Below are 16,339 nucleotides of genomic sequence, written 5' to 3'. Positions count from 1 at the left end.
TCCGGGCGAGCCGGGACTTCCACCCCACAGACCCCGCCCCCGCCGCAAGAAGGGTCTCGCGTGTGCCGACCCCCTCCCCGGCACGCGCGAGACCCGCGGCACCCGCGAAAGCCTGCCGAGGGCCTCGTGAGTGCGCGGTTCTAACCGGGATGGGCGCTCAAGGCCCATACCTGACCCACCCGTCACAGGTCACGGTGCTCCGCGTCCCGCATCTTCAAAGCTGGCGTTGCGCCCAGTCGCAAGATACCGATCGCTTGGTTGCTGACCTGGGCCCCGTTCGCGACCGAGTGCAGGATGCCGTTGTACACGAGATCCCAGATTCGCCGATCCAGTTGCAACTCGTGCGAGCTGCGGGAAAATCCGCCGTCTTTGCCGTAAAGCCAGAGGTGGAAGGTTGTCCCGCCGTAGGACGCGTCGATCTTGGTCAGGTGGTACAGGTCAAGCCAGACTCGTTTCTTGATTCCCCACCTCGAGCGTTCCACCAGGAGCCAGTCAGCGCCCGCCGCGTAGGTCAAATACGTGAACGGACTGGTCGTCAGGAACGTGAACACCGCGATGACGACCCAGAGCTGCCAGTACTTGAACGCGCTCAGCCCCAGGCCGCGAACCAGGGAAACACCCGCCACCAACGCCAGCATCAATGCCAGACCGACGACGGCGCCCATGATCTTCCCGCTTCGGCTCTCCCGGTGCCAGGCCAGCACAGGACCCTTGCCAGGCGGCGGCTCCGGCCGCCAAGAGAGAAGATTCTCCCGTGTCGGGTCAGCGTCCGGCGGTTGCTGTTCTCCCCCGAAGTAGCTCAGACCGTGCGGCGGGAACGGCTCACCGGTCTGCGAATCCGGCCGCGGAGGAAGACCGGCTGCTCCGCCCATGCTTTCTGGAGTCGATGCGTCTGTCATGAAGTGACTTCCTGCTTATTTAGAGCCCCGAACCGGCTTAGGCACTCACGAGGCCCGTACGCGCTCAAGCAGTTCCCCGCTGATCCGGAGGTGTGGGCGGCCGGTGGACGTCCGGCAAAGAGCGGCGGCACCGACGCAGTATCCGCCGCGACGGGCGGAAGGCGCGGATCAGGACGGCCAGGTCTCTGAGCCCCTTGGTATCTCCGGTCTTGTGCACGATGAACGCCGCGAGGACGAGCACTGCGACGAAGGCAGTCAGGGTGCACAGGGGAACCACCAGCAACAGCAAGTCAACTCCGCAACGACGTACACCGGTCCCGGCACCGGTGTTGCTGCTCGAGTTGTCTGCGGTTGTCATGACCCACGTCGCTCTGTAACCGGAACCGCGTAGTCCGGGTGCTACTCGGCGGCTGGTGGTAAGTCAGCCTGCACTGTTTGGTCAGACAGCGCTTCCGGTCCTCCCCAAAAGGGGCCGTGAATCATCGGTCACCTTAGTCCTGGCTTCGGCCGGACGCACCTCTTGCCCCGACCCGCCAGGATCGTATATCTTTTGAGATATCTTCCTCTCCCGACGACATCCGGGCAGGTCAACCCCCATGAGTCCCGTATCGAGCACCACCCCGCCGGAGCGGCCGGGCAAGGTCATCGCGCTTCATTTGAACTATCCGTCCCGTGCCAAGCAGCGCGGAAGGACCCCGGCGAAGCCCTCGTACTTCGTCAAGCCCGGCACCTCCATCAGCGCCTCCGGCACCCCCATCGAGCGGCCGGCGGGCACCGAACTCCTCGCCTTCGAGGGCGAGATCGCGCTCGTCATCGGCAAGCGGGCCCGCCACGTCTCCCCCGGCCAAGGCTGGAGCTACGTCGAGAGCGTCACCGCCGCCAACGACTTCGGCGTATACGATCTGCGGCACGCCGACGGCGGTTCCAACCTCCGTTCCAAGGGCGGCGACGGCTTCACGCCGCTCGGCCCGGCGACGATCCCGGCCGCGGAGGTCGATCCCGCGAAACTCCGCGTCCGCACCTGGGTCAACGGCGAGCTCGTCCAGGACGACACCACCGAGGACCTCATCTTCGACTTCGGCACCCTCGTCGCCGATCTCTCCCAGCTGAGCACCCTCGAACCCGGCGACGTCATCCTCACCGGAACCCCGGCCGGATCGTCCGTCGTGCAGCCGGGCGACACGGTCGAAGTGGAGGTCAGCTACGGCGCGAAGACCACCGGGCGGCTGGTCACGCCGGTCACGGAGGGCACCACGCCGCTCCCGGAGTTCAGCGCGCAGCCCAAAATCGACGACAACCAGCGCGAACAGGCTTACGGCGACAGGGAATCCGCGGGACTCCCGGCCGAATTCGTGCTCACCGAGGAACTCAAGACCAAGCTCACCAGCGTAGGCACGGCAACGCTTTCCGCCCAGCTGCGCAAGAACGGCTACAACCACGTCTCCATCGACGGCCTCGGCTCCACCCGTCCGGACACGAAACTCATCGGCCGCGCGAGGACGCTCCGCTACGTCCCGTTCCGCGAGGACCTCTTCAAGTCCCACGGCGGCGGCTTCAACGCCCAGAAACGCGCCATCGACAGCCTCAACCCCGGCGACGTCCTGGTCATGGAAGCCCGCGGCGAAAAGGGAACCGGCACGATCGGCGACATCCTCGCCCTCCGTGCCCAGGTCCGCGGCGCGGCGGGAATCGTCACCGACGGCGGCGTGCGCGACCTGGCGGCGGTGGCCGCGCTGGACATCCCGACCTATCACTCCGGCCCGCACCCGGCGGTGCTCGGCCGCCGTCACGTTCCCTGGGACGTCGACATCACCATCGCCTGCGGCGGCGCGACAGTTCAGCCGGGCGACGTCATCGTGGGCGATTCCGACGGCGTGCTCGTGATTCCGCCGCACCTGGTGGAAAAGATCGCGGACGCGGCCATCGAGCAGGAACGCCAGGAAACGTTCATCGCGGAGCAGGTCGCGAACGGCGAAAGCGTCGACGGCCTCTACCCGATGAACGAACACTGGAAGGCCAGGTACGCCCAGTGGCGCCCGTAGCAGGCGAGAGCAAGTCCCAACGCGCGTACCGCTGGATCAAGGACCGGATCGCCGACCGGACCTTCGGTCCCGGCTATCGCTTGGTGCTGGGGCAGATCGCCAAGGAACTGGACGTCAGCGTCGTCCCCGTGCGCGAAGCGATCCGGCTGCTCGAAGCCGAAGGGCTGGTCACGTTCGAGCGCAACGTCGGCGCGCAGGTGGTGATGGTCGACGAGACCGCGTACGAGCACACCATGCAAACCCTTGCCCTGGTGGAAGGTTTCGCCACCTCGCTGTCCGCGCCGAAACTGTCCGCCGAGGACATCGAACGGGCGCGCGCGGTCAACGAGCAGCTGCGGCTGTCGCTGGAAAACTTCGAGCCGCACCGGTTCACCGAGCTGAACCAAGAGTTCCATTCAGTCCTTTTCGAACCGTGCCCGAACCCGCACGTGCTCGACCTCGTGCACCGCGGCTGGCACCGGCTGGCCTCGCTGCGCGATTCGACGTTCAGCTTCGTCCCGGGCCGCGCGCACGAATCGGTCAAGGAACACGAACAGCTGCTGGTGCTGATCGAGCAGAACGCCGACCCGCTGGAACTCGAGCTGGCCGCGCGCCGGCACCGCACCGCCACCCTCGACGCCTACCTCGACCGGCGGGCCGCCCCGCCCGCCGAAGCTCCCTAGGAAGGACCCCACCCCATGAGGTTCCGCAGTACCCCGAACGCCATCACCGGCTCGATCGCGCCGCTGATGACCCCGTTCACCGCCGACGGCGCGGTCGACCACGAGAGCCTGGCCAACCTGGTCAACTGGCAGATCGCGTCCGGTTCGAACGGCGTCTCGATCGGCGGCTCGACCGGCGAGCCCGGCGCGATGACGGTGGCCGAGCGCGCGGAGACGATCCGCACCGTCGCCAAGGCGGTGGACGACAAGGTGCCGTTCATGCCCGGCACCGGTTCGGCGAAGCTCGACGAGACGCTGGAGCTGACCTCCGAGGCGCGCGACGCGGGCATCGACGCGGCGCTGATCATCACCCCGTACTACGCGCGGCCCACCCAGGAAGCGCTCTACAGCTGGTACGCCACGGTCGCGAAGGAATTCCCGGACCTGCCGATCGTCGCCTACAACGTGCCGAGCCGGACGTCGGTCGACCTCGCCCCGGAGACGGTCGCGCGGCTGTTCCGCGATTTCGACAACTTCGTCGGGATCAAGGAGACCACCAAGGACTTCGAGCACTTCTCCCGCGTGCTTCACCTGTGCGGCAAGGAATTGCTCGTCTGGTCGGGCATCGAGCTGCTGTGCCTTCCGCTGCTTTCCCTCGGCGGCACCGGTTTCGTGAGCGCCACCGCCAACATCGCCCCGGCCGCCAGCGCCGAGATGTACCGCGCGTGGACCGAGGGCGACTTCGACCGCGCCCGCGAGATCCACTACGGCCTGCACCCGCTGGTCGACCTGCTGTTCGTCGAGACCAACCCGGCGCCGGGCAAGTGGGTCCTGGAGCAGCGCGGGCTGATCAAGTCGGGCTTCGTGCGCCCGCCGCTGATCACCCCGACCGAACCGGGCATCGCCCGGATCACCGAACTGATGCGCCAGGGCGAGCAGTACCTCTCGCCCGTCGACGGCTTCACCGTGGAAGGAAAGTGACCATGACCGCGCACTACGTTCCGGAGAACCTGCCGGAGCACATCCGCCACTACATCGGCGGAGCGCCGGCCGACAGCGTCTCGGGCGACACCTTCGAGGTGCTCGACCCGGTCACGAACAAGCCGTACATGACGGCTTCGGCGGGCAAGGCCGAGGACATCGACCTCGCCGTCGCGGCGGCGAAGGAAGCCTTCGACCACGGTCCGTGGCCGAAGATGCTGCCGCGCCAGCGCGCCCGGATCCTCAACAAGATCGCCGATCTGGTGGAGAGCCGCGACAAGCAGCTGGCCGAGCTGGAGACCTTCGACACCGGCCTCCCGATCAAGCAGGCGCTCGGCCAGGCGCAGCGCGCCGCGGAGAACTTCCGGTTCTTCGCCGACCTGATCGTCGCGCAGGCCGACGACACCTACAAGGTGCCCGGCAAGCAGGTCAACTACGTCAACCGCAAGCCGGTCGGCGTCGCCGGGCTGATCACGCCGTGGAACACGCCGTTCATGCTGGAGAGCTGGAAGCTCGCGCCGGCGCTGGCGGCCGGCTGCACCGTGGTGCTGAAGCCCGCCGAGTTCACGCCGCTGTCGGCGAGCCTGTGGGCGGACATCTTCCGCGAGGCGGGCGTGCCGGACGGGGTGTTCAACCTCGTCAACGGCCTCGGCGAGGAAGCGGGCGACGCGCTGGTCAAGCACCCGGACGTCCGGCTGATCTCGTTCACCGGCGAAACCACCACCGGCGAAACGATCTTCCGCAACTGCGCGCCCGGCCTCAAGGGCATGTCGATGGAGCTGGGCGGCAAGTCCCCGGCCGTCGTGTTCGCCGACGCGGACTTCGAAGCGGCGCTGGACTCCACCCTGTTCGGCGTCTTCTCGCTCAACGGCGAACGCTGCACGGCGGGCAGCCGGATCCTTGTCGAGCGCCCGATTTACGAGGAGTTCTGCACCCGGTACGCCGAGCGCGCCCGCAACATCGTGGTCGGCGACCCGCACGACCCGGCCACCGAGGTCGGCGCGCTGGTGCACCCGGAGCACTTCGACAAGGTGATGAGCTACGTCGAAATCGGCAAGACGGAAGGGAAACTGCTCGCCGGCGGCGGCCGTCCGGAGGGTCTGGAAACCGGGAACTACGTCGCCCCGACGGTCTTCGCCGACGTGAAACCGGACGCGCGGATCTTCCAGGAGGAGATTTTCGGCCCGGTCGTGGCGATCACGCCGTTCGACACCGACGAGGAAGCGCTCGAGCTGGCCAACAACGTCAAGTACGGCCTGGCCGCCTACGTCTGGACCGCCGACCTCACCCGCGCGCACAACTTCGCGCAGAGCATCGACGCCGGCATGGTCTGGCTGAACTCGCACAACGTGCGCGACCTGCGCACGCCGTTCGGCGGGGTCAAGGCGTCCGGCCTCGGCCACGAAGGCGGCTACCGCTCGATCGACTTCTACACCGAACAGCAGGCCGTGCACATCACGCTCGGCGACGTGCACACGGCGCGCTTCGGGGCCGGGAAGGACAAGGCATGACCACGACCCCGCCGGACGTCATCCGCTGCGCCTACGCGGAACTCATCGTCAGCGACCTGAAAGCGTCGCGAGAGTTCTATGTGGACATTCTCGGCCTCGTGGTGACCTACGAAGACGACGAAGCGGTCTACCTGCGCGCGTTCGAGGAGTACCTGCACCATTCGCTGATCATCCGCAAGGGTGCGGAGCCCGCGCTGTCCGTGCTCGCGTACCGCGTGCGCAGCGAAGCCGAACTCGACGTCGCCGAGGCGTACTACCGGGAACTCGGCGTCCAGGTCCGCCGCGTCCCGAAGGGCACCACGCGCGGCATCGGCGAAGCGGTGCGCGTACTGGACCCGCTCGGCTTCCCGATCGAGTTCTTCTACGAGGCCGAGCACGTCGAGCGCTTCACCCAGCGCTACGACGTGCACGGCCCGGGCGCGCTGTCGCGGCTGGACCACTTCAACGTGAACACGCCGGACGTCCCGGCCGCGCGGAAGTACTACGAGGGCCTCGGCTTCCGGGTGTCGGAGGACATCGTGGACGACGAGGGCACCGTGTACGCGGCGTGGATGTTCCGCAAACCGACCGTGCACGACGTCGCGCTCACCGGCGGCGCGGGCCCGCGCCTGCACCACATCGCGTTCGCGACGCACGAGCGGCACCAGATCCTGCACATCTGCGACCACCTCGGCGCGGTGCGGAAATCGGACCAGATCGAGCGCGGCCCGGGCCGCCACGGCGTGTCGAACGCGTTCTATTTGTACGTGCGTGACCCGGACGGGCACCGGATCGAGATCTACACCCACGACTATTACACCGGCGACCCGGACAACCCGGTGATCAGCTGGGACGTGCACGACAACCAGCGTCGTGACTGGTGGGGCAATCCGGTGGTGCCGAGCTGGTACACCGAGGCCTCGCGGGTGCTCGACCTCGACGGGAAGCTCCAGCCCGTCGAGGAACGGACCGACACGAAGGAAATGGACGTGACCATCGGTGCGGACGGGTTCTCCTACACCCGCACCGACGACACCGCCCGGGGTTTCAAACTGGGCGAACAGGTCTAAGGTGCGTCCCGTCCGTGAAGGGCTCCTTGCGGGAATCTGATTCCCCCAAGGAGCCCTTCACGGACCGTCAGCAGCGGTACCGGCACTTCGACGGAGAGGTGACATGATGACGGCAATCTTGCAGACGCCGACCACGGTCGCGCAGGACTTCACGGAGTTCCGGTCCGCGGTCCTGCGGTCGTTCGTGCCGCTGCAGGTGAGCACCGAGCACCGCGACCGGTTCCACGGCAGGCTCCGCACCCACGAGGCGGGCGAGATCGCGCTCACCGAGATCACCGCGTCGCCGCACGCGGTCGAGCGCACGCCGGAATTGATCGCCCGCGCGGACCGGCCCTGCTACAAGCTGAGCGTCATGCTGGCCGGCACCGGAATCCTCACCCAGGACGGCCGCGAGGCGGTGCTGCGTCCCGGCGATGTCGCGCTGTACGACACGAACCGGCCGTATTCGCTCGTGTTCGAAGAGAATTTCCGGACGCTCGTGCTGATGTTCCCGCAACAGCAGGTCGACCTGCCGCGGGATCTGGTCGGTCAGCTCACCGCGGTGCGGATGTCCGGACGCTCCGGGGTCGGGAACGTGGTGGTGCCGTTCCTGGCGCAGCTAGGCGGGAATCTGGACGTGCTGACGAGCCCGGTGGGCGTACGGCTGGCGCACAACGCGGTCGACCTGCTGACCACGATGCTGGCCACCGAACTCGACCTGGACCGCACAGCCGCCGACCCGCACCACGACCTGATGCGGCGGATCCGGAGTTACATCGACGCCAATCTGTCGCGGTCTGATCTCGGGCCCGCGCAGATCGCCGCGGAGCATTACATCTCCACTCGGCATCTGCACGGGTTGTTCCAGGAGCAGGGGACGACGGTGGCGGGGTGGATCCGGCAGCGGCGGTTGGAGCATTGCCGCCGGGATCTGCGGGATCCGTTGCTGGCGGCGCGTCCGGTCGCGGCAATCGCGGCTCGGTGGGGGTTTGTGGACGCGGCGCATTTCTCGCGGGTGTTTCGGGCGGCGTTCGCGCAGTCGCCCAGTGAGTTGCGCGCCCGCGGCTGAACCCGCCAACCACACACAGCGCTCCCGGACACCTTGGGCCGCCGTTTCCGTGGCGGAGCCATCGGATCTGGCCGCGGATAGCGACTTGCCGCCGGGGCCTACGGGTCCGTTGCTGACGGCCCGTCGCGTCGCGGCAAGCGCGGGCCGATGGGGATCTGTCGACACGGCACATTTCTCGCGGGTCTCACGGGCTGCGTTCGAGTGGTCGCCGAGCGAACTTCGCGCCCCGCGGCCAATCCCGCCCCCAACCACGCACGGCGCTCCCGGTCCCCGGGGGCGCCGCTTGTCGTCTCCACCCCCGATCCGCCCCGAACCCCCTGGTATTGACCGCGAGCGTCCGGCAGTTGCCCGCCAGCGCACGAACATTCGCTCCCGGACCGGGGCGCGGCGAGCATGATGGGCATGTCCGACCCTTCCCCTGACGAATGGCGCACCTACGACGAGTTCGCCGCCGGGATCGACACCTACCGGCTGCCCAACGCGGACCTCACCGGGCGGGAGCTCACCGTCACGCTCGATGACGGCGCGAAGCTCGAGCTGCGGTTCCTCGACAGCGAGCGGCTCACCCTCAACGGCGTCGAGGATCCCTACGACGCGGTCGCCGTGCGTCCCGACGTCCTCTTCGTGAATCTGCCGCTGACGAGCGTCGAGGGCGAGTCCCTCACCGTCGTCTACTCGACCGCCACGCACCGCGCGATGACCGTGCGGTCGGTGATCGGCGACGAGGACGTCGAAGGCACGCCGCGGGTTTCGCAGACCTTCCACGCCGGCACCACCGACGGCGGCGAGCCGACCGGCGACGTGCCGGGGCCGTCGCGCGACCTCATCGGCAAGCGCAACGTCTACCGCTACAGCCCGAACCACCTGTACGAGCACGTCTACCTCTCCTCCGAACGTTACTGCTGGCAGTGCGTCGAGGGCGTGCAGCGCGGGCACGGCGACGTGGACATGTCGACCGTCTGGAAGTTCGCCGACGGCCTGTACCTGTTCTGCTTCCGGGAGTTCCGGATCGCGGTGGCCAGCGTGTGGCTGCACGACCTCGGCTACGACCTGCGCACCACCGGCGTCTTCCTCGGCATCACCGGCGACGGCCGGTCCGAGCATTCCCGCGCGGGCGGGCACATCTACCCGCTCGGCTCGATCAGCTACCCCGACGTCCAGCCTGTCTAAGGAGTTTCCCCGTGTCCAATTTGGACGTGATCACCGCGCACTACGAGGCAAGCGACCGCGGCGACCTCGACGGCATGCTCGCCCCGATCGGCCCCGAGACCACCTGGACCGAGGCCGCCGGATTCCCCTACGCGGGCACCTACACCGGACCCGACGAGGTGAAGCGCAACGTCTTCGAGGCGATCGCGCGCGACTGGGACGGCTATCAGTTCGCGCTGTCCGCCCTGCTGGACGCCGGTGACTCGATTGTCGGCCTCGGGACGTACACCGGCACGAATCGCAATTCCGGCAAGGCTTTCACCGCCCGGGTCGCGCACGTGTGGAAGTTCGACGGCGACAAGGTCGCGAGCTTCGAGCAGATCGTCGATTCCGCCCCGGTCGCCGCGGCGACCGACTGAGTCCCCCGCGAAACGGCGGTGCCGGTCCTTCCCCCGGCACCGCCCCCTTCTCCCCTCCCCCTCTGGTCACTGTGGACCGGAAAGCCGAGCCATGATGAGAAAGTTCCTGCCCGCGCTCGCCTCGGCCGTGCTCGTCACGCTGGTCGCGGCGGGCTGCGCGGGCACCGCCGATCCGAACGGACCGATCGTGGTCGGCTCGGTCAACGCGCTGAGCGGGCCCGCCACCTTCCCGGAATCCTCCCAGGCCGCCAAGGCCGTCTTCGACGCGGCGAACGCGGCGGGCGGCGTGCACGGGCGCAAGATCGAATACCACGCCATCGACGACAAGGGCGACCCCGCCGCGGCGGCGGCCGCGGCTCGCGAAATCGTGGGCGGCGATCAGGCGGTGGCGCTGGTCGGTTCGTCCAGCCTCATCGAATGCCAGATCAACGCCAAGTACTACCAGCAGGAGAAAGTCCTTTCCATCTCCGGCATCGGCGTCGACCCGTCGTGCTTCACCAGCCCGAACATCGGGCCCGCCAACGTCGGCCCGTTCCACGACATGACGCTGACCCTGCTGTACGGCTCCGAGGTGCTGCACCTGCAGGACATGTGCGCGCTGCTGGAAATCGCCGGGAACACGTTGCCATACTACCGCGCAGCCATCGACGAATGGTCGAAAATCACCGGCAAAAAACTGAAGTACGTCGACGCGACCGTGCCGTACAACGGTTCCGACTACACGCCGTACATCGTCAAGGCCCGTGCGGCCGGCTGCAAAGCGGTGACGGTCAACCCCGTCGAGCCGGACTCGATCGGCCAACTGAAAGCCGCGCAGGCACAGGGCTGGAAAGACGTGACCTGGCTGCTGCTCACGAGTGTCTACAGTGAACAGTACGCGAAGGCGGTTTCGGACGCGGGCAAGGGCGTTTACGTCCCCGCCGAGTTCTACCCGTTCACCGACCCGTCGAGCCCGCGCACCAAGGAGTGGCGGGACCTCATGACGCGCAACAACATTCCGCTGACCTCGTTCAGTCAGGGCGGCTACCTCGCGGCGAAGTACTTCCTGCAGGTGCTCAACGGCATGCAGGGCGACATCACGCGGGAATCGGTGACGAAGGCGCTGCGCGAGATGAAGCCGATCACCGATCCGATGGTCGGCACGCCGTACGTGTTCGGTCCCGGGCAGACGCACCACGACAACATCGCGGGCTGGCCGGTCAAGCTCGCGACGGGCACGAACCGGTGGGAGATCTCCGGTACCGACTGGCTGCGGATTCCGCGGCGCTAGCCCGATCCACTCTGGACAGAGGAGACTGCAATGGTGCAGGGAGCGCTGGCCGGGCTGGCCGCCGGCGGGCTTTACGCGGTGCTGGCGGTGTGCCTGACCTTGATGTCGAGGCTGGTCCGCGTCGTCAACTTCGCCCAGGCGGCCACGGGCATGTTCGGCAGTTACGTCGGGGTGGCCTTGTCCGTCCACGGTGGACTGCCGGAATGGCTGGCAGTGGTGCTCGGCGTGCTGCTGGGCGGGTTGCTGAGCGTGCTGATCGGCTGGGTCGTCTCGACCTGGCTGGCCGAGGCAGGCACCGGCACCCGTTCGGCGGTGACCGTCGCGGTGCTGCTGCTGTTGATTTCGCTGTCGTTCATCCTGTTCGGCAACAAACCGCAGCCGTTCCAGGCGTTGCTGGCCGGTCCGGCCTTCACCGTCGGCGGCGTGGTGATCAGCCAGGTGACCGTCGTGACGGTCGCGCTGGCGGTGGTGATCGCCTTCGCCGCGCGGCTGATCCTGACAAAGACGCCCGTCGGCATCTCACTGCGCGCTTTGTCGGAACGCCCGACGACGGCTGAACTGCTGGGTATCCCGGCGAAACGGCTCAGTGCCGCGGTGTGGGGCGCCACTGGCCTGATCAGCACCGTCATCATCGTGATCGTCGCCCCGTCCCAATCGAACGACGCCACCTCGCTGGCCATGCTGGTCGTGCCCGCCGCGGCGGCGGCCCTGCTCGGCGGGTTCCGGCGGCTGGACCTCGCCGTCGTCGGCGGCCTGGTGCTCGGCATGCTGCAGGGCGCGCTCGCGCAGGTCGACCAACTTTCGGTAGTGCGGAATTTCGTCCCGTTCCTGGCCATCGTCGGCCTGCTCGTGTGGTCTCAGCGCAAGGAGGTGTGGGATGCAGCTCGCTGACCGGGGCGCAGTGTCCCGCTTCGGAACCCCACTGGTCGTCGCGGTGGTCGCGGTGCTGGTCGGAATCGGCCTGACCGTCGGCCTCAACGGCTACTTCGCCTACCTCGGCGTAAGCGTCGTAGTAGCCGCCATCGCCCTGCTCGGCCTAGGCGTCGTGACCGGCAGCGCTGGCATGATCTCGTTGTGCCAGCTGACTTTCGGCGCGATCGGCGCGTGGGTCGTCTCCGCGCTGAACGTCGCTAACGCACCTGGCGGCTTCCTCTTCTGGCTGCTGCTGGGCGGTCTCGCGGCGGGCGTCGTCGGTGTCCTCATTGGACTTCCCGCGCTCCGTCTGCGCGGGATCAACCTGGCGGTGGTGACCCTCGGACTGGCCGCGGCCGCCGACGTCACCCTCGTGGAAATCCAGTTCCCCGGCACCACTGACGGCGTTTCGGTGGACCGGCCGTCCTTGGTCGCCGACGACAACGCGTACTTCCTGCTCTGTGTCATCGTCCTGATCATCTGCGCGTTGGTCGTGCACTTCCTCCGGCGCGGTCCGTGGGGCAGCAGCTGGGCCGCGGTGGCGTTCTCCGAACGGGGCACGGCCGCAGCAGGAGCCAGCGTCCGTACCGCGAAGCTCTCGGCCTTCGCCGTCAGCGCCACGCTGGGCGGCATCAGCGGCGGTCTGCTCACCGCACAGGTCGGGTTCGCTTTCCCGACCAGCTTCGCTCCGCTGCAGTCGCTGGCGTTGTACGTCCTCGCCATCATGTCCGGCGCGCACCTGATCGACATGGCGGTGTTCGGCGCTGTCCTGTGGGTCGCCGTACCGGAACTGTTGAAGCGTTGGGGAGTCCCGCAAGACTGGGGTTACGTGATCTTCGGCCTGCTGGGCATCCAGGCGCTGGCCGGACGCGGCAACCTGGGCACCGCGATCCGCGAACTGTGGCGTCGCCGTTCCAGGGCCAGCGCTGGCGTCCAAATCACCGCCCTCGACGAAGAACCTCCGCGCCTGCCGCCTGGCGAACCGGTGCTGGTTGTCCGGGGACTGAGCGTGACTTTCGGCCAGGTCAAGGCACTGTCCGGAGTGGACTTAGCCGTCCCGAAGGGCGGGGTGCTGGGCGTGATCGGCCCGAACGGCGCCGGGAAGTCCACTTTGGTCGACGCCATCAGCGGCTTCCTGCCGCAGGCTCAAGGGACCGTCGAACTCGCCGACCGTCCCCTCACCGGCAACCCGACGCAGCGAGCCCGCTCCGGTCTCCGCCGAACGTTCCAGCAGGACCGGGTCCCGTCGGGACTGACCATCGAGGCATACGTCCGCTTCGTGGCCCGCCGACGCCCGCCCGCGGATGAAGTCGCTGCCGCACTGGAGTTCTTCGGTTGCCCGCCCGCGGCCACGCCGCTGGACCGGGTCGACGTGGGTGCGCGCCGGTTGGTCGAGGTCGTCGGACACCTCATGGCGAAGCCGCAAGTGCTGCTCCTCGACGAACCGGCGGCAGGCCTCCCGCACGAGGAACACGTGGCGTTCGGCGAACGCCTGCGTCAGGTCCCGGCCAGGTTCGGCGTCTCGGTGCTGATCATCGAACACGACCTGGACCTGGTCCGGTCGGTCTGCGACACCCTGACCGTGCTCGACTTCGGCGAGGTGCTCGCGAGCGGCCCGCAGGCGGAAGTGCTGGCGGATCCGGCGGTTCTGAAGGCATACCTGGGCGAAACGGAGATGCTGTGAGCACGCTGCGCATCGAGAACCTGACCGTCACCCGCGGTGCGGGCCCCGTCATCGCCGACGTCGGACTGACGCTGGAACCAGGCAAGATCACCGCGCTGGTCGGCCCCAACGGCGCGGGCAAGACCAGCCTGCTGGAAGCGCTGTCCGGCGTGATCCCCGCGGCGTCCGGCACTATCCACGTCGGACACACGGACGTCACCAAACACTCGCGGGTGTCCAGAGCGCGGCTCGGACTGGCGCACGTCGAGCAAGGACGGGCGGTCTTCGCCAGCTTGACCGTGCTGGAAAACCTGCGCCTGACCGCCAAAACCCCCGCCGGGGTCGACGAAGTCCTGGCCCTCTTCCCGGAATTGGAGAAACGCAAGAACTCGCCCGCCGCGCTGCTGTCCGGCGGCGAGCAGCAAATGGTGGTGCTGGGCCGGGCCTTCGCGGCGAAACCCAAGTTCCTGCTCATCGACGAGATGTCGCTGGGCTTGGCGCCCGCCGTCTTCACCAGGCTTCTCCCGGCGGTGACCGAATTCGCCAACGCGGGCGCGGCGATCCTCCTGGTGGAACAGTTCACCCACCTGGCGCTGAAAGTCGCGCAAGAGGCCCTGGTCGTCTCCTCCGGCAAGGTCACCTACGCCGGGGAATCGCAGCCCCTGCTGGACAATCCGGACACGCTGCACCAGGCGTACCTGGGCACCAACTGACCCGGAGCGTGGGCGTTCCGCGGTGGGACGCCCACGCCCCGGCCGGTCAGCCTTCCCGGATGGTCATCTTGGCGAGCCGGTCGCCGTCGACGTCGAAGACGAACTTCGACCGGCCGTTGGCGTGGTTGCTGCGCCAATCCCCGACGACGGTGACCACGTCGCCAGCGACGGTGACCTCCTCCGGGGTCAGGACGCCGCGCGAGCCGATGAACTCGACGTCGCTCCAGCCCTTGATCTCAGCGCGTCCAGTGAACGACCGGCCCCAGTCGTCCACGACGCCCTTTTCGGTGAACGCGTCCAGGAACGCGGCGTCGTCGTGCCGGTTCACCGCGTCGACGAACGACGCCACCGGTTCCGGAATCTCCACTTCGGACATTGCGTTTCCCTTGCTGTCGTGGGTGAAACTCAGCGGGTGGTGTAACCGCCGTTGGCGAAGACAGTCTGCCCGGTGATCCACCAGCCGGACGTCGCGAGGAACGACACGATCGGGGCGATGTCCTCGATCTTGGTCAGCTGCCCGCCCATCGCCTGCGACTGGTGGAATTCCACCCGCTCCGGGGTTTCCTGGCCGTAGAAGAACGGCGTGTCCATCGGGCCGGGCCCGACTGCGGTGACCGAGATCCCGCGCGGGGCGAACTCCTTGGCCGCGGCGCGGGTGAAGTGCTCCACCGGGCTCTTGCCGCCCGCGTAGGTCGAGTACCCGTCGGTGAACGCCGCGAGCAGGCTGGTCACGATCGTGATGACCTTGCCGCCGTCGGCGACGTTCTTGCCCGCTTCCTTGATGAAGAAGTACGCCGCCTTCGAGTTGATGTCGAACATCGAGTCGTACTCGTCCTCGGTGGTCTCGGTGATCGGCTTGCGCAGCACCTTGCCCACCGTGTTCACCGCGACGTCGATCTTCCCGAGCGCGGCCTCGGCGTCCGCGAACAGCTTCGCCACGTTCGCCGGGACGGTCAGGTCGCCGGTCAGGACGACGCCCTTGCCGCCGGCCGCCTCGACCGCGGCGAGAGTCTCCTCCGCCTGCGGACGGGTCGACGCGGAGTTGTAGTGGATCGCGACGTTCGCGCCGGCCTGCGCGGCCTGCCTGCTGATGAGCCCGCCCAGGTTCTTCGCCCCGGCGGCGACCAGGACGTTCTTGCCTTCGAGAGTGTGGCCGGTCATGGGTGGCTCCTCCGTTTCTTTATCGCTGATATGCGTCAATGTATCAGTGAAACAGTGGCTACCATAGCGGTGTGACACAGATTGCGAACGCGGATACACGGACCCGGCTCCTGGACGCCGCCGCCGAGCAGGTCGCCGCGACGCCGGGCGAGGACATCTCGCTGCGCGCGATCTGCGCGCAGGCCGGGGTGAAAATGCCGACGCTGTATCACTTCTTCGGCAGCAAACAGGGCCTGCTGGACGCGGTCGTCGAGCGCGGTTTCGACCTGTACCTGGCGGAAAAAGGCGCTCACGAGCCGTCCGGCGACCCGATCCAGGACCTGCGCGACGGCTGGGACGCCCACGTCGCCTTCGGGATCGCGAACCCCGGCTTCTACACGCTCATGTACGGCCAGGTCCACCCCGGCCACGCCCCCGCGGCGCAAGAACGGCCCAGCGCGATGCTCCGCGCCCTGACCCAGGCCGCCGCCGACCAGGGACGCCTGACGGTCCCGCCGGACCAGGCGGCCGCGCACATCCTGGTGGCGAATATCGGGGTCACGCTGCGCCAGATCATCCTCGCCGAGGAGGACCGCCCGCTGTCGGCGGCTGTCCGGGAGGGCGCGATCGCCGCGATCACCGGCACCTCGGCGACCGGCAATCGGCACTCCGAGATCCACCGCGTGCTGGAGCACGCCGCCGCGAACCCGGAAATCCTGGGCGCCGCGGAAACGCAGCTGCTGACCAAATGGCTCCGGACGCTGGCGGAATCAAGCTAACCCGGCCAGCCCTGGGCGGGTAATGCAGAAGTCCGTGAGGGGCACCCTGAGGGAATCTGATTCCCTCAGGGTGCCCCTCACGTACCTTTCCCATTGTGATGCAGGTCACGTCTGTTTTGTCTG

Annotated in this window: 16 protein-coding genes; 13 read left to right on the top strand and 3 right to left on the bottom strand. The window is 67.9% G+C overall.

All coding sequences use genetic code 11. The features are described from left to right. Positions 1 to 182 precede the first annotated feature (182 nt). Complete coding sequence (locus tag ABZX37_RS16925) at positions 183 to 665, bottom strand: hypothetical protein (RefSeq protein WP_354740397.1); 483 nt, start codon at positions 663 to 665, stop codon at positions 183 to 185. A gap of 830 nt (positions 666 to 1,495) precedes the next feature. Between ABZX37_RS16925 and ABZX37_RS16920 the strand changes: the two genes are divergently transcribed. From ABZX37_RS16920 to ABZX37_RS16865, 12 genes are all read left to right on the top strand, one after another. Beyond that, entirely contained in the window at positions 1,496 to 2,941 is a 1,446-nt protein-coding gene (locus tag ABZX37_RS16920; protein WP_354740395.1) for a fumarylacetoacetate hydrolase family protein, read from the top strand. Beyond that, positions 2,929 to 3,603 carry a GntR family transcriptional regulator gene (locus ABZX37_RS16915; protein WP_354740393.1) on the top strand — a complete coding sequence of 225 codons (675 nt, stop codon included), beginning with the start codon at positions 2,929 to 2,931 and terminating at the stop codon, positions 3,601 to 3,603. Before ABZX37_RS16920 ends, ABZX37_RS16915 begins: the two co-directional genes overlap by 13 nt. Before the next feature lie 15 nt (positions 3,604 to 3,618). After that, positions 3,619 to 4,563: a 4-hydroxy-tetrahydrodipicolinate synthase gene (gene dapA, locus ABZX37_RS16910; RefSeq protein WP_354740391.1), complete on the top strand. Its 945-nt coding sequence runs from the start codon at positions 3,619 to 3,621 to the stop codon at positions 4,561 to 4,563. Positions 4,564 to 4,565: 2 nt separating this feature from the next. Continuing rightward, positions 4,566 to 6,074 carry a 5-carboxymethyl-2-hydroxymuconate semialdehyde dehydrogenase gene (gene hpaE / locus ABZX37_RS16905; RefSeq protein ID WP_354740389.1) on the top strand — a complete coding sequence of 503 codons (1,509 nt, stop codon included), beginning with the start codon at positions 4,566 to 4,568 and terminating at the stop codon, positions 6,072 to 6,074. Further along, positions 6,071 to 7,123, top strand: coding sequence for a 3,4-dihydroxyphenylacetate 2,3-dioxygenase (hpaD, locus tag ABZX37_RS16900; RefSeq protein ID WP_354740387.1), 1,053 nt, complete (start codon positions 6,071 to 6,073; stop codon positions 7,121 to 7,123). The genes hpaE and hpaD overlap by 4 nt, the downstream gene beginning before the upstream one ends. A 103-nt stretch (positions 7,124 to 7,226) precedes the next feature. After that, positions 7,227 to 8,171: a helix-turn-helix domain-containing protein gene (locus tag ABZX37_RS16895; RefSeq protein WP_344286156.1), complete on the top strand. Its 945-nt coding sequence runs from the start codon at positions 7,227 to 7,229 to the stop codon at positions 8,169 to 8,171. Between the two features lie 402 nt (positions 8,172 to 8,573). Continuing rightward, positions 8,574 to 9,341, top strand: a complete 768-nt coding sequence (locus ABZX37_RS16890; protein ID WP_354740385.1) for a MoaF C-terminal domain-containing protein — start codon at positions 8,574 to 8,576, stop codon at positions 9,339 to 9,341. A gap of 11 nt (positions 9,342 to 9,352) precedes the next feature. After that, positions 9,353 to 9,739 (top strand): nuclear transport factor 2 family protein, encoded by a 387-nt coding sequence (locus ABZX37_RS16885; protein WP_354740383.1) that lies wholly within the window; start codon positions 9,353 to 9,355, stop codon positions 9,737 to 9,739. A 91-nt stretch (positions 9,740 to 9,830) separates the two neighbouring features. After that, positions 9,831 to 11,009, top strand: a complete 1,179-nt coding sequence (locus ABZX37_RS16880; protein ID WP_354740381.1) for an ABC transporter substrate-binding protein — start codon at positions 9,831 to 9,833, stop codon at positions 11,007 to 11,009. A gap of 30 nt (positions 11,010 to 11,039) precedes the next feature. Beyond that, the gene (locus tag ABZX37_RS16875) at positions 11,040 to 11,900 is read left to right on the top strand and encodes a branched-chain amino acid ABC transporter permease (protein WP_354740379.1); all 861 of its coding nucleotides are present in this window, start codon (positions 11,040 to 11,042) and stop codon (positions 11,898 to 11,900) included. Next, a complete protein-coding gene (locus ABZX37_RS16870; protein ID WP_354740377.1) occupies positions 11,887 to 13,605 on the top strand; it encodes an ATP-binding cassette domain-containing protein in 1,719 nt (572 codons plus the stop codon). Before ABZX37_RS16875 ends, ABZX37_RS16870 begins: the two co-directional genes overlap by 14 nt. Further along, the gene (locus tag ABZX37_RS16865; protein WP_344286151.1) at positions 13,602 to 14,297 is read left to right on the top strand and encodes an ATP-binding cassette domain-containing protein; all 696 of its coding nucleotides are present in this window, start codon (positions 13,602 to 13,604) and stop codon (positions 14,295 to 14,297) included. The genes ABZX37_RS16870 and ABZX37_RS16865 overlap by 4 nt, the downstream gene beginning before the upstream one ends. A 46-nt stretch (positions 14,298 to 14,343) precedes the next feature. Here ABZX37_RS16865 and ABZX37_RS16860 read toward each other — a convergent pair whose 3' ends face one another. Together ABZX37_RS16860 and ABZX37_RS16855 are read right to left on the bottom strand one after the other, a co-directional pair. Then, a complete protein-coding gene (locus ABZX37_RS16860; protein ID WP_354740375.1) occupies positions 14,344 to 14,673 on the bottom strand; it encodes a nuclear transport factor 2 family protein in 330 nt (109 codons plus the stop codon). Between the two features lie 29 nt (positions 14,674 to 14,702). Further along, positions 14,703 to 15,458 (bottom strand): SDR family oxidoreductase, encoded by a 756-nt coding sequence (locus ABZX37_RS16855; RefSeq protein ID WP_354740373.1) that lies wholly within the window; start codon positions 15,456 to 15,458, stop codon positions 14,703 to 14,705. Between the two features lie 71 nt (positions 15,459 to 15,529). Between ABZX37_RS16855 and ABZX37_RS16850 the strand changes: the two genes are divergently transcribed. After that, positions 15,530 to 16,216, top strand: a complete 687-nt coding sequence (locus tag ABZX37_RS16850; RefSeq protein WP_354740371.1) for a TetR/AcrR family transcriptional regulator — start codon at positions 15,530 to 15,532, stop codon at positions 16,214 to 16,216. Positions 16,217 to 16,339: the final 123 nt, after the last annotated feature.

This window comes from Amycolatopsis sp. NPDC004079 (assembly GCF_040610415.1).
Taxonomy (GTDB): domain Bacteria; phylum Actinomycetota; class Actinomycetes; order Mycobacteriales; family Pseudonocardiaceae; genus Amycolatopsis; species Amycolatopsis halotolerans.
Note: the sequence above shows the minus strand (reverse complement) of the source record. Positions and strands in the feature narration are given on the sequence as shown.

Excerpts from the sequence above, each read along its gene's own strand:
- hpaE (WP_354740389.1), top strand. The coding sequence starts at position 4,566 with ATGACCGCGCACTACGTTCCGGAGAACCTGCCGGAGCACATCCGCCAC.
- hpaD (WP_354740387.1), top strand. The coding sequence starts at position 6,071 with ATGACCACGACCCCGCCGGACGTCATCCGCTGCGCCTACGCGGAACTC.
- ABZX37_RS16875 (WP_354740379.1), top strand. The coding sequence starts at position 11,040 with ATGGTGCAGGGAGCGCTGGCCGGGCTGGCCGCCGGCGGGCTTTACGCG.
- ABZX37_RS16855 (WP_354740373.1), bottom strand. The coding sequence starts at position 15,458 with ATGACCGGCCACACTCTCGAAGGCAAGAACGTCCTGGTCGCCGCCGGG.
- ABZX37_RS16925 (WP_354740397.1), bottom strand. The coding sequence starts at position 665 with ATGGGCGCCGTCGTCGGTCTGGCATTGATGCTGGCGTTGGTGGCGGGT.
- ABZX37_RS16870 (WP_354740377.1), top strand. The coding sequence starts at position 11,887 with ATGCAGCTCGCTGACCGGGGCGCAGTGTCCCGCTTCGGAACCCCACTG.
- ABZX37_RS16880 (WP_354740381.1), top strand. The coding sequence starts at position 9,831 with ATGATGAGAAAGTTCCTGCCCGCGCTCGCCTCGGCCGTGCTCGTCACG.
- ABZX37_RS16920 (WP_354740395.1), top strand. The coding sequence starts at position 1,496 with ATGAGTCCCGTATCGAGCACCACCCCGCCGGAGCGGCCGGGCAAGGTC.
- ABZX37_RS16890 (WP_354740385.1), top strand. The coding sequence starts at position 8,574 with ATGTCCGACCCTTCCCCTGACGAATGGCGCACCTACGACGAGTTCGCC.
- ABZX37_RS16860 (WP_354740375.1), bottom strand. The coding sequence starts at position 14,673 with ATGTCCGAAGTGGAGATTCCGGAACCGGTGGCGTCGTTCGTCGACGCG.
- ABZX37_RS16895 (WP_344286156.1), top strand. The coding sequence starts at position 7,227 with ATGATGACGGCAATCTTGCAGACGCCGACCACGGTCGCGCAGGACTTC.
- dapA (WP_354740391.1), top strand. The coding sequence starts at position 3,619 with ATGAGGTTCCGCAGTACCCCGAACGCCATCACCGGCTCGATCGCGCCG.